The 12,589-nt window shown below is 69.0% G+C and carries 10 protein-coding genes; 5 read left to right on the forward strand and 5 right to left on the reverse strand.

Annotated features, from left to right (window positions below):
• Positions 1-7: 7 nt before the first annotated feature.
• The 3 genes from AC5DRG_RS04965 to AC5DRG_RS04975 are packed head-to-tail and all read right to left on the reverse strand — an operon-like array spanning position 8 to position 2,803.
• Positions 8-271, reverse strand: a complete 264-nt coding sequence (locus AC5DRG_RS04965; RefSeq protein ID WP_491808322.1) for a RyR domain-containing protein — start codon at positions 269-271, stop codon at positions 8-10.
• Entirely contained in the window at positions 195-794 is a 600-nt protein-coding gene (locus AC5DRG_RS04970) for a TetR/AcrR family transcriptional regulator (RefSeq protein ID WP_491808323.1), read from the reverse strand. The genes AC5DRG_RS04965 and AC5DRG_RS04970 overlap by 77 nt, the downstream gene beginning before the upstream one ends.
• Positions 795-817: 23 nt before the next feature.
• Positions 818-2,803 carry a discoidin domain-containing protein gene (locus AC5DRG_RS04975; protein ID WP_491812972.1) on the reverse strand — a complete coding sequence of 662 codons (1,986 nt, stop codon included), beginning with the start codon at positions 2,801-2,803 and terminating at the stop codon, positions 818-820.
• 730 nt (positions 2,804-3,533) lie between these two features.
• Here AC5DRG_RS04975 and AC5DRG_RS04980 point away from each other — a divergent pair.
• Genes AC5DRG_RS04980 through AC5DRG_RS04990 form a run of 3 tightly spaced genes read left to right on the forward strand, consistent with a single transcriptional unit; the run spans position 3,534 to position 8,366 of the window.
• The gene (locus AC5DRG_RS04980) at positions 3,534-4,805 is read left to right on the forward strand and encodes an ABC transporter substrate-binding protein (RefSeq protein ID WP_491808324.1); all 1,272 of its coding nucleotides are present in this window, start codon (positions 3,534-3,536) and stop codon (positions 4,803-4,805) included.
• Positions 4,806-4,836: 31 nt separating this feature from the next.
• Positions 4,837-7,638, forward strand: coding sequence for an ABC transporter permease subunit (locus AC5DRG_RS04985; protein WP_491808325.1), 2,802 nt, complete (start codon positions 4,837-4,839; stop codon positions 7,636-7,638).
• Positions 7,635-8,366, forward strand: a complete 732-nt coding sequence (locus AC5DRG_RS04990; RefSeq protein WP_491808326.1) for an ABC transporter ATP-binding protein — start codon at positions 7,635-7,637, stop codon at positions 8,364-8,366. Before AC5DRG_RS04985 ends, AC5DRG_RS04990 begins: the two co-directional genes overlap by 4 nt.
• Positions 8,367-8,490: 124 nt before the next feature.
• Here the strand turns inward: AC5DRG_RS04990 and AC5DRG_RS04995 are convergent, their stop codons facing one another.
• The gene (locus tag AC5DRG_RS04995; protein ID WP_491808328.1) at positions 8,491-8,964 is read right to left on the reverse strand and encodes a DUF86 domain-containing protein; all 474 of its coding nucleotides are present in this window, start codon (positions 8,962-8,964) and stop codon (positions 8,491-8,493) included.
• A 288-nt stretch (positions 8,965-9,252) separates the two neighbouring features.
• Here AC5DRG_RS04995 and AC5DRG_RS05000 point away from each other — a divergent pair, with 288 nt between their 5' ends.
• Complete coding sequence (locus tag AC5DRG_RS05000; RefSeq protein ID WP_491808329.1) at positions 9,253-9,774, forward strand: VOC family protein; 522 nt, start codon at positions 9,253-9,255, stop codon at positions 9,772-9,774.
• 85 nt (positions 9,775-9,859) lie between these two features.
• Positions 9,860-11,449 (forward strand): FAD-dependent oxidoreductase, encoded by a 1,590-nt coding sequence (locus tag AC5DRG_RS05005; protein WP_491808330.1) that lies wholly within the window; start codon positions 9,860-9,862, stop codon positions 11,447-11,449.
• Positions 11,450-11,504: 55 nt separating this feature from the next.
• On the opposite strand, the gene AC5DRG_RS05010 is transcribed toward AC5DRG_RS05005, so the two are convergent.
• Complete coding sequence (locus AC5DRG_RS05010) at positions 11,505-12,488, reverse strand: NAD(P)/FAD-dependent oxidoreductase (protein ID WP_491808331.1); 984 nt, start codon at positions 12,486-12,488, stop codon at positions 11,505-11,507.
• Between the last annotated feature and the right edge of the window lie 101 nt (positions 12,489-12,589).

Genomic DNA, 12,589 nt, shown 5'->3' on the forward strand with positions numbered 1-12,589 from the left:
TCACCTCTCACCGGTCGGCAGGCTCCTGGAGCGTGTAGCCGTGGCGGAGGATCAGTTTCACGGTCTCCAGCGCGAGCACGCGGTCCACCTCCCGTTCCTCTTGGCTCAGTTCGGAGTAGGGAACCAGCAAGGGGTGGGTCTTCCACAGGCTTCCACGGCTTCTCCTGCTCCGGGGGCCGCCGGGCGGCGACGGGTCACGGGGCTGACTGCACCAGCCCGGCGATGTGGGCGGTGACCGTGTCGAGGATGTCGGTCCAGGCCTCGTCGTCACCGAGCACGAGGTAGTTGAGGGTCAGCCCGTCGGTCATCGCGGCCAGATAGCGGGCCAGTGTGCCGACGGGCACGCGGAGTTGGAAGTCCATGGCCTTGCGCAGCTCTTCGATGAGGTCGGCGTACGTGTCGCTGTACAGCTCGTACTGTCGTCGCGCCAGATGCTCGAACCCCGGCTGGCGCAGGGCGTACTGCGTCAACTCATAGGTGAGCATGTGCTCGTCGGGATAGGCGCGGACGTGGTCCCAGTACGCCTGGAGCCCGGCCCGGACGGTCTCCTCGAAGGTCCCCTTGGGCCGTATCGCCTCCGTCACCACGGTCACACAGTGGTCGGTGATGGTCGTGATGACGGACTCGACCAGGGCCTGCTTTGAGTCGAAGCAGTAGTGGAAGACGCTGAGGGACACGTCCGCCTCGGCGGCGATGGACCGGGTCGTCGTCTTCGAGACGCCGTCCCGGGCCATCGCCCTGATCGCCGCTTCCGTCAGCTGCCGGCGCCGTTCGGCCGACGGCATGCGTGCCATGCGTGTCCCCAGAGTGTCGTACGTCAGGCGCTGTGGACGCCCACCTCGTAGAGCGAGTATCCCCAGTCGGTGCCGCGGTCGAGGCCGTGTACGCGGACGTAACGGGCCGGTGTACCCGTGAACTTGGCCGTGTCGAGCCCGCCGTCACCGGTCGTGGTGGACCAGGCGGTCTGCCAGGTCGTGCCGTCGGTGGAGAGTTCTATGCGGTACGACTTCCCGTAGGCGCGCTCCCAGTCGAGGGTGACCCGGGAGACCAGGTTCGTGGAGCCCAGGTCGACCTGCCACCACTGGTCGTCGCTCCAGTCGGCGGCCCAGCGGGTGCCGTCGTCGCCGTCCACGGCCTGGCCCGGCTGGTAGCTGGTGAACGGGTTGGACTCGGACGAACTGGCCGTGGCCGCCTTGCCCTTGGCGAGGTTGACCGATGCCTGGTGCTGCTCGGTCGACCCCCAGGTGCCGAGGTAGGACTCGGCGCCGCGGAAGAGGTCGTCCACGGTGTCCTGGCCGCCGACCTTCCGGATGTCCTCGATCCAGTCGGGGATCAGGCCGACATGGGCGGCGCCGTCGGTGTTGTAGTCGAAGGTGCGCGAGCCGGTGGTCTGCTTGTCGATGACGGAGCCGCCGTCGACGCTGGTGAAGGGGTACGTTACGGGGTTGGTGGTGTCGGCGCCGCGCGGGGCGGGGTGGTCGCCGATGCCGTTGAAGTCGGTGCCGTAGCCGTAGCCCACGCCGTACTTGTCGCGCAGCGCCTCGGTGCGCTCGGCCTCGGTGACGAAGTCCTCGGAGCCGTGCATGTACTGGGCGACGAAACCGCCGAGGGAGTAGACCCGCTCGGTCCAGTTCAGGTCCATCCAGCTGTGCGAGGAGAGCACGCCGGGGTAGTTCGCGGCCTCGAAGATGTCGAGCGCCTGGCCGGTGGCCTTGACGCTCATGTGGTCGATCTCCAGCATCATCTTGCGCTGCATCATGCCGCGCACGGCGTACTCGCCGAGTTCGGTGAGCCCGCGCGTGTTGCACTGCGCGTCCTCGTCGTACGCCGGGACCTCGGTGCCCGCCGGCAGATCCGCCTCGGCCTCGGACGCGGCCGTGCCGATGGGGTTGTCGTGCTGCGGGCCCTTGCACGTCTCGGTCTGCCAGAAGGTGCCGGTCGACAGGAACTGTCCGACGTTGATGGCCGTTCCGAGCCCGCCCTCGTCGAAGCGGACGCCGCAGAGCGCGTTGTCGAACTTGTGGCACAGGAACATGGAGCGCACGCCGAGCGCGTACAACTCGTCGAGCCCCTTGTCGATGTCGGCCTTGCTGCACTGCGCGATGTCCAGGATCTGCTTGCAGCCGAACGGCTCGGACGTCTCGACACCCAGGATGACCGCCAGCTTGCCCTGCTCGATGACCTCACGGGCCTGCTCGCTGTCGGTGACGATCCGGAACCAGCCCTTGCCGGTGCCGCCGTACATCGCGTCGATGTAGGCCTGGAGGTCGTACGTCAGCTTCGCCTGCAGCCGGATCGACGTCATCTCGTCGCAACTGCGGTCCTTGAACGGGTAGATCGAGCAGATCATGCCGTTGGTGACGAGGTCGTTGACGAGCACCCGCTGCCCGCCGCGCCAGGCGCGCTCCACCCAGGCGTAGTAGTTCGCCTGATGGGTCATCGAGTCGTACGCCGGCCAGTCCGCGAACGTCGGCCAGCCGACGGGGTCGTGCTTGCCGTCGCCGCCGTGGGTGATGTAGTCGAAGATCGCGAGAGTGCCGTCGGGGTAGTGCTCGGGACAGTCCTTGAGCGCGTCGGCGATCCCGGCAGCGGAGAACACCTTGCCGCAGATCAGCCGTCCGCCGAAGGCCTCGTTGGAGAACAGGTGGTTGTGCGCGTCGACGAAACCGCTGACCTCGCCCGCGGAGTTGGTGCCCGTGAACGGCTCACCGGTGACATTGATCTGGGAGTCCTGCGCGGGCCGCGAGGTCGGCACCCACCAGTCCGTGCCGGCCGCCGAACTCGGCGTGGGGCCAAGGACCATGGCCACCAGCAGGAGGAGCAGCGACACCACGGTGACGTCTTTGCGTCTGCGGAACCAGCGTCGAGCCACGGTCACCACGTCCCTCGGTCGGCGGGATGGCGCGGTCGACGCACTACTGGCTTGTCATGACCGGCGCAACATATGCGATGAGGATCGCCACTGTCGCATTCCGAGTCAAGAGTCCGGGTCAATTGACCTGATGGACATGGAGGGTTCACACCCCCGAGGCGTTGCAGGGCCAGGCCCTCCGCCCCACCCAAGCGGCCACAGTGCTTAGATCCTGGCCACAGAGGTGAAGCAATGAGGACACTCATCACCGACCCGTGACGACGCCGGACGAAGGACGCAGGGCAACGGCCAGAGCCTGTACGGGCCATGTACCACGGAGCCGCACGACAGGTTCCGGTCAGCAGCAATTACGTATACTCTTATCTCGGGCTTGCGGGGCCGCAACATCTTGTCGCGAAGGAGCGAAGATGAGCACACTGCCCGGTGGTGACGTCGCCTCAGGTTCGACGCACAGGACGAACCCCTTACCGATCACGTGGAGCGGGTCATTAGCTCCGTGAGAACAGTTCACCCTTATCGCCGGTCGTGAGGTTTGCTCGCAGCGAGCGCCGGCTCTCTCTTCACGTTCTCAGACGGCAGCGTCGCCGCGGCTCCAGCCTGCCGTTCTGCCACGCTGATCGCAGCGAGTGCCGGGCACTCGCCGACACTTCGGGAAGCAGACATGATTGAGTCGGTCGGACGAGTCTTCTCCTCACCCCGGTCACGGGCATCGGTCGCACTGATTTCGACCGCGATCCTGCTGGCAGGCTGCGGAGAGGGTGACGGTGGCGCCACCACCGCGGGCAGCACGGAAATACCGACCGCGCTGGCGAGCGCGTTCCCGGGCGAGAAAGCCACCGGGCAGCCGGTCAGGATCGGCCTGATCACCAACGAGGGCGGTGCCAACACCAGTCAGCCCGAGAACAGGGAGGCCGCCGACGCGGCCCGGAAGTACGCCAATGACAACCTCGGCGGGATCGCGGGCAGGCCGATCACCTTCGTGATCTGCAAGACCAAGGAGGAGCCGGCGGCCGCACGGGACTGCGCGAACCAGATGGTCGAGCAGAAGGTCGACGCGGTCGTGCTGACGAGCAGCGGTCTGGGCGACTCCATGGTGCCGATCGTGACCCAGGCCGGCATTCCCTGGGCGACCGCCGTGGGCGCCAGCAACGCGGAGGCCACCAGCGCCAACTCCTTCTCCTGGACGGGCGGTTTCCCGGCGAACATGACGGCGATGGCCGCGTACTCGAAGGAGAAGGGGTACAAGAAGGTCGCCGCGTTCGTGATCGACGTACCGGCCGCGGTGAGCGGTATGGAGGCCATCGGCAAGCCGTTCTTCGCCAAGGCCGGCGTCGACCTGCAGCTCGTGACGATAGCGGCGGGCACACCGGACGCGTCGCCTCAGGTGAGTGCCGCGCTGGCGAAGAAGCCCGATGCCGTCGCCGTGATCGGCGAGTCGACCGTGTGCACCTCCGTGCTCCAGGCGCTGGGCACGCTCAGCGCCGACACCCCTCGGGAGCTCGTGCAGTCGTGCGTGGCCCCCGAAGTCATCGAAGCCGTGGGCGCGGGCATGGACGGCGCGCAGGTGTTCAGCGGCTTCGACCCGGCCAGTGACCACGTCGAGGCCCAGCTCTACCGACAGGTGATGAAGCAGTACAGCCCCGACACCCCCACCCAGGGATACGCGGCCGTCGGGTACCAGGGCGTGCTCGGCCTGGTACGTGCGCTGCACGGCCTGACCGGCGACGTCACGCCGAAGACGATCTCCGCGGCCCTGAGCTCGGCCAAGAACATCGTGTTGCCCGCGGGCCACGGCTCCACGTTCACCTGTGACTCCTCGGCGGTGCCGGGGATGAAGGCGGCCTGTTCGGCGAAGGTGATCACCGGCACGATGACCGGCGGCAAGCTGGACAAGGTGCGGGTCATCGATCCCAGTCCGTTGTTCGCCCAGTAGGTCGGAGCAGCCGGAAGGAACGGTCTCGCCGATGAGCCAGTACGTCGTGTTTCTGTTGCTGGGACTGGGGAGTGGGGCGGTGTTCGGCGCGCTCGCGCTGGCGCTGGTCCTGACCTACCGCAGTTCCGGGGTGGTCAACTTCGCCACCGGGGCGACCGCGCTGTACAGCGCCTACACCTACGCGTTCCTGCGCCGGGGTGAGCTGCTGGTGCCGATACCGGGCCTGCCGACCACGGTCGGGCTCGGCGGACCGCTCGGGCTCGTCCCGGCCATGGTGATCGCGCTGGTGCTCGCCGCGGTGTTGGGGGTGGTGCTGTACGGGCTGGTCTTCCGGCAGCTGCGGTCCGCGCCACCGGTGGCGAAAGCCGTCGCCTCCATCGGGGTGATGCTGGTGATCCAGGCCGTGATCGCCGCGCGGGTGGGCACCGCGCAGGTGTCGGTCAAGGCCATCCTGCCCAACGACCCGGTGGAATGGGGTGGATCGCGTCTCCCCGGCGACCGGCTGTGGTTCGCGGCGGTCATCGTCGTACTGACCGTCGCGCTGGCGCTGGTGTTCCGGCTGACCCGGTTCGGCCTCACGGCCAGGGCGGCGGCGGAATCGGAGAAGGGCGCACTGGTCAGCGGGTTGTCGCCGGAGCGGATCGCGGTGGCGAACTGGGCGCTCAGCTCGGCCATCGCCGGCCTGTCCGGCATTCTCATCGCGCCGATCGTGCCCCTGGTGCCGATTTCGTACACCCTGTTCATCGTGCCGGCCCTCGCCGCGGCGCTGGTCGGCAACTTCACCGCGCTGGTCCCCGCCGTGGGAGCCGGTCTGGTCATCGGGATGCTCCAGTCGGAGCTGCAGTTCCTGCAGGGGAAGTGGTCGTGGCTGCCCCAGACCGGCGTGGCGCAACTGGTGCCGCTGGCCGTGATCCTGGCCTACCTCGTGGTCCGCGGGCGGCCGCTGCCCACCCGGGGCTCCTTGATCCAGCAGGCGTTGGGCCGCGCACCGCGCCCCGACCGCATCCTGGTCCCGGCTGTCGTGAGCACGGGGCTGGCGGTCGTCGTTCTCTTCGCCACCCACGGAAGCATCCGCGCCGCGGTGATCACTTCGCTGACCCTGGCGGTGATCTCGCTGTCGCTGGTGGTCGTCACCGGGTTCGCGGGACAGATCTCGCTGGCCCAGCTGACCCTGGCCGGGGTCGGGGCGTTCGGCCTCAGCAAGCTGAGTGCGGGGTGGGGGGTCCCCTTCCCGTTCGCCCCGCTTCTGGCTGCCTTGGCGGCGATGGTGATCGGCGTCGTTATCGGGCTGCCCGCCCTGCGGATCCGCGGTCTGCCGGCGGCGGTGGTCACGGTCGCGCTGGCGGTGGCTCTCGAAGCCTTCTGGTTCCGCAACACCGAGCTCAACGGCGGCCTGGACGGCTCGAAGGTCCCCTCGCCGCACCTGTTCGGGATCGATCTGGGCATCGGTGCCGGCGAGGGCTATCCGCGGATCCCGTTCGCGTTGCTGTGTCTGGTGGTGCTGTTGCTGGTCGGCCTGGGGGTGGCGTGGCTGCGCCGCAGCCGGCTCGGTGCGGCGATGCTCGCCGTGCGCGCCAACGAGCGGTCGGCCGCAGCCGCCGGGATCGACGTCGCCCGTACGAAGATCGTCGCCTTCGCGATCGGAGCGTTCATCGCCGGGCTCGGAGGTGCTCTGCTGGGCTACCAACAGACCGTCGCCGACGCCGAGATGTTCACCGCGATCGGTGGACTGGGCTTGTTCGCCACCGCGTATCTGGCGGGCATCACCTCCCTGTCCGGCGGCCTCGTGGCCGGGGTGATGGGCGCCGGAGGCCTGCTGCCCGTACTGCTGGACCGGGCCTTGTCCATGGGTGAGTGGTACGGCGTGATCATGGGCATCGGCCTGGTGCTCACCGTGATCATGAACCCGGAGGGCATCGTCGGGCCGGCGCACGACCTGATGGCCAGGCTACGACGCGGGCGCGGGCCCACCGTCGACGCCGTGGACGACCAGGACGCCGAGGTGCTGACCGGGACGGCACCGTCCACCCGTCCGCCGGTTCCCGATCCGGGCGAGGTGGTGCTCTCGGTGCGCGACATCGGGGTCCGTTACGGCGGTGTGGTGGCGGTCGATTCGGTGTCCTTCGAGGTGCGCTCGGGCGAGATCGTCGGCGTGATCGGCCCGAACGGTGCGGGAAAGACCACGCTGCTCGACGCGATCAGCGGGTACAACCGCAGCACCGGAGAAGTCGAGTTCGACGCGCGGCCGATCTCGTCGCTGAAGCCGCATCAGCGGGGTCGGGCGGGCCTCGGGCGCACCTTCCAGGGCATCGAGCTCTACGAGGACCTCAGCGTGGAGGAGAACGTACTGGTCGGGGAGGCGGCGGCCCGGCACGGCGGCGATCACGTCGGCACCATGCAGGGGCTGGAGCTGCGGAATCGGTTGTTCGAGACGCTGCACCTGAGCCGGTTCCGGGCTCAGCCGGCGCGTGAACTGTCCCAGGGCAGGCGGCAGTTGGTGTCGATCGCGCGCGCCCTGGCAGGCCGTCCCCGGATGCTGCTGCTCGACGAGCCCGCGGCCGGCCTGGACAGCTCCGAGAGCCGCTGGCTGGGTGACCGCCTGCGTGCCGTGCGGGCCGACGGCGTGACGGTACTGCTGATCGACCACGACATGGGGCTGGTGCTCGACGTGTGCGACCGGATCGTCGTGCTGGACATCGGAAAGGTGATCGCGGACGGGACCCCTGCCGAGATCAAGGCCGATCCACGGGTCGCCACCGCCTACCTCGGTGCGACCCAAGTCGATGCGAACCAGGTCGACGCGAGCCGGGTGCATGGGGAGGTCGTCCAGTGACCGGGCAGGAACTGCTGACATGTGAGGGCGTGGACGCGGGCTACACCAAGGGACGGCCGGTGGTGCGCGCGTTCGACCTGAAGCTGCTCCCCGGCGAGGTCACCGCCCTGCTGGGGCCCAACGGCGCGGGGAAAACCACCCTGTTGATGACGCTGGCGGGCCTGCTGCCGCGCCTGGACGGGTCGGTCACCCTGGACGGCCACCGGATTCGTGGCGGCCGGGCCCGGGAAGTCGCCCGGCGGGGGCTGGTCCTCGTACCCGACGACCGATCGCTGTTCACCCAGCTGACCGTACGGGACAACCTGACGCTCGCCCGACGGCGTCAAGGCAGCACCGTGGAGCAAGTGCTCGACTACTTCCCGGCGTTGGGAAAACGTCTGAAGGTCGCGGCCGGAATGCTCTCCGGCGGGGAGCAGCAGATGCTGGCCCTGGGCCGGGCCATGATCCAGGACCCACGGGTGCTGCTCATCGACGAGCTCAGCATGGGGCTGGCCCCGGTGATCGTCGAGGAACTGCTGCCGATCGTCCGGCGGATCGCCGAGGACACCGGCACGGCGGTCGTGCTGGTTGAGCAGCATGTCCGCCTGGCCCTGGAGGTGGCGGACCGGGCGGTGGTCCTGGTGCACGGCGAAACGGTGCTGAGCGGATCCGCCGCAAGGCTCGCCGAGGATCCCGGGCTGCTGGAACGGGCCTACCTTGGCGAGCAGACACCGGAGCCCGTTCCGTGACCGTGCGCCGCCGGTGATCGCGTTCGACGTCGGCCGATGGGAGGGGCAGTGACCCGCTACTTCCCCGGCCTGGTGGTGATGGTGGTGTAGGTCGTCTCGGCGTCCGCGATGGCCGACACCACCTTCAGCCCTCCGGAACATCGGCCGAGATCCAGTCGGCCACCTGCCGCACGTACTCCCGGTATTCGGACCGCGCGGCGGACACGATCGCGGCGATCTCCTCGGGTTCGGTGTCCAGGTACAGCTGCACGAGGACGTTGTGCGGGCCGTCCGGCGACGCGAGGGCCGCAGCCAGCTCCGCGTCGATCATGCCGGCCTTCTCCGCCGCGCCGAACGAGGCGGCGGGTGTCTGCGGATCTTCACCCAACACGGCTGCGGAGACGCGGCTGTTGATCGCGAAGGCCAGGTCGATCAGGAGCGCCAGGATCCGCTCGACGACGAGCCCGGTCCCCGGATCGCGCTCCAGGCGCGCGCGGCCCACTGGTCCGAGGGAGTCGAGTTGCCCGAGCGCCCTGCGCATCGTGATGAGCCGGTGCTCGATCGATCCCCGGTCCAGGCCAGGCCGCAGTGGCGCCGCCCCTTCACCCGATGTGGTCATCGCCGCATCGTGCCACACCAGGGGTGATGTGTGACCCGCGCGAAAGTGCCGGGCCTCAGTGCGGGCGGGCTCGACGACCGACGAGCGGGAGCCGCGCCGTCGCCGATGATTCCGTCTGGTGGGACATGTGATGGACGACCGCGGACGTCGGGTGGAAAGTCGATTCCCGTGCTGGTCTGCAGTGGTGACACACAGCAGTGACGCGCGGCACCATCCGCTGGGGCAGCCGGGACTACCAGGGCAAAGGGGTGCGGAATGCGGGCGTTGAGTGACCTTTTCCGCAATTTCATGCAGCTCGGATACGTGACGGACGACATCGACGCCGCAGCGTCGTTCCTCGAGTCGAGGTTGGGGACCGTGGAGTGCGTCAAGCACTTCAAGTCGTCGCTGGGCGGAGGCCGGCCCCGGGCCGGTGTCGACGACCCGAGGACAGCCTTCGTGGTGGTTGACGGTGAGCCGGCTGACGAGTGGGTCATCGATGTCGCCCTGGTCAACGCCGGTCCGACCAATCTGGAGATCATCCGCCCGGTCGGCGGCATGGTCGACCTCTACCGGGACGCCATCAGGCCAGGGGAACCGGCGACGCTGCATCATCTGGGCTTCCGCGTCGACGACTTCGACGAGGCGTCCGCGATCGTCGACGCGAGCGGCAGGACGTGGAAGCAGTTCGGGGACAGCGGTGCCATCCGTTTCGGATATCTCGACATGACGGCCGAGTTGGGCCACTTCGTCGAAATCATGGAGCTCGACGAGGTCGCCGCACAGGGGTTCGCGCAGCTCGAGGCGGCGTCGAACGCGGGCCGGGGCTGAGTCGCTGATTCTTTCGGCACGGCGCTCTTCGTGGTGAGTCGGGCCGTGTGCATCCGATGCTCCGCACATCGTGAGAGGAACCGTCATGAGCAGCGAAGGCACAGCTGATTCCTACGATGTCATCGTCGTCGGCTCGGGCGCGGGGCTCGTCGGCGCGTACGCCGCGGCCTCTCGCGGGCTGCGCACGCTGGTCATCGAGAAGACCGAGTACGTCGGTGGGACCACCGCGTACTCCGGTGCCGGAATCTGGCTCCCCGGCAACGCGGCGGAGCGGCGAGCAGGCATCGAGGACGGTCCCGACGTCGCGCGTCCCTACCTCGACGCGATCGTCGGCGACGACTCTCCGGCATCGCTGCGGGAGGCGTTCCTTCAGGCGGGGCCTCCCATGATCGACGAGCTGGAGAGGAATCCGCGGTTCGGCCGATTCTTCTGGCAGGGGGTGCCCGACTACTTCGCCGGACGGCCGGGGAGCCTCCCGCAGGGACGCACCGTCTTCCCCCAGGACTTCGACCGGTCCGAACTCGGTGTTCTGGAGCCCCTGGTGCGCAGGCCTCTGTGGACGGAGCGCTGGGGAGTCGAGGTCGAGTCCGTGATGATCGGCGGGCAGGCCCTCATCGGCCGCGCGCTGCTCGCGTTCGTGGAGACCGGCAACGGCACCGTGCTGACGAACACCGGGCTGGAGCGCCTCGTCGTCGAGGACGGCACGGTCGTCGGGGTCGAGGCCCTCAGCGAGGGCAAGAGGGTGACGTTCCGCGCGAGCCGGGGCGTACTCCTGGCCGCGGGCGGTTACGAGCGGAACAGCACGCTCCGTGAGCGGTTCCAGCCCGGAATCACCGACGAGTGGACCCAGGGCTGCCCGGGCAACACCGGCGACGCCCTCACCGCGGGCATCGAGATCGGCGCGGCGACCGACCTGCTCGACGAATCATGGTTCGCGCCGGGCCTCGTCGTCCCCGACACGCGTCCGGTGTTCTACACGTCGGTCTGGAGCGGCATCTGGGTCAACGCCGCCGGACAGCGCTACATGAACGAACGCCTCCCGTACGACCGGGCTGGCCACGAGATGCTCCGGGCGCACAGGTCCTCGGACGTGTCGCACCTTCCCACGCACTGGGTGTTCGACCAGCGCCAGATCGACAACGAGAGGGCTTTCGCGGCGCTTCCTGTCGCGCCGCAGGTCCCAGGATGGTTCGACGTCGACAGGTTCATCGACGCGGGTGTCCTGAAGCGGGCCGAGACGCTTGAGGAACTCGCGCGACTGATCGGCCTGCCCGCGGGTGCGCTCACCCAGAGCGTCGAGGAGTTCAACGGTTACGCCCGCAGCGGCAAGGACGAGAACTTCGGTCGTGGCGAGGATCCCTGGGACCTCATGATCACGCACTTGGCGGGAGCCCACACCGACGGGCCCAACCCCTGCCTGGGCGTGATCGACAAACCGCCGTTCTACGCGGCCACGATCGTGCTGTCCGACCTGGGGACCAAGGGGGGCCTCAGGACGGACGACCAGGCGCGCGTCCTGAGGCCCGACGGCTCGGTGATCACGGGCCTGTACGCGTCGGGGAACACGATGGCTCCGATGTCCGGCCGGATCTACCCCGGCGCGGGAGGCCCCGTGGGCTCGTCGATGGCGTTCTCCTACATCGCCGCCCTCGACATGGCCGACGAGAGTCGCTAGGCCAGAGCTCCTCAACGCCCTCTCGAAAAGCGGCACTTCGAGAGGGCGTCGGCGGTCAGGCCGACTCGGTCGAGTGACCGGGAAAGAGAGACAGCGCGGGGTCCAGGGCGACCGCCGCGTTGTTGACCGCGGTCGCGACCTCCCCGAAGCCGACGGACATCAGGCGGACCTTGCCGGGGTACGCGGTGACATCACCGGCAGCGTAGATCCGGTCGACGGTGGTGCGCATCCGGGTGTCGACGACGATCGTGCGCCGGTCCAGTCGGACGCCCCAGTCGGCCAGTGGCCCGAGGTTGCTGATGAAGCCGAGCGCGGCCACCACCGCCTCCACCTTCAGCACCCGGGCCTTGTCCTCTCCGTCGACCCGGAGGTGCGCCTGGCGCAGCCGGTCGTCGCCGGCCAGGGTCTCCACCTGGGCGTTGGTGACGATGTCGACGCCGCGTTCATGCAGCTCGCGCACGCTCGCCGCGTGTGCCCGAAACGTGCCGCGACGGTGTACGAGGGTCACCGAGCGGGCGATCGGGTGCAGGGCGAGCGCCCAGTCGACCGCACTGTCCCCGCCTCCGACGACGAGGACGTCACGGTCGGAGTGCTCCGCCGGGTCCGGGACGAAGTAGCTCAGCCCCCGGCCGAGGAACTCCTCCCCGGCCGGGAGGGATCGCGGGGTGAACGTGCCGATCCCGGCGGTCAGCACGACAGCGCCGGTATCGACCGTGGTGCCGTCGGAGAGGGTGACCTGCGGGCGTCCGTCGGGCGAGTGCCTGAGCTCAACCGCCTGACGGCCGAGCAGGTAGGTCGGGTCGAACGCGTCGGCCTGGTCCTTGAGGGCGGTCACGACGTCGCGGCCGCGGGCGCCGGGAACAGCCGCGATGTCCCGGATCTGCTTCTCGGGGTAGAGCGCGGTGATCTGGCCACCGCACTGCGGCAACGCGTCGACCAGGACGGTGCGCAGCCCGCGGAAGCCCGCGCAGTAGGCGCCGTAGAGGCCGATCGGGCCGGCACCGACGATGAGGATGTCTGTGGTCACGGTCTCGGCCACGGGCCGACCTCCTGGGAGTGGTGGGGAGCGGCGGAGGCGCTCCCCACCGGCGGAATCGGTGGCAAACAGGCCGACGACCGGGACGCCGCCACACGGCTCGC

The sequence above is a fragment of the Streptomyces sp. JLBG701 genome, assembly GCF_058544905.1.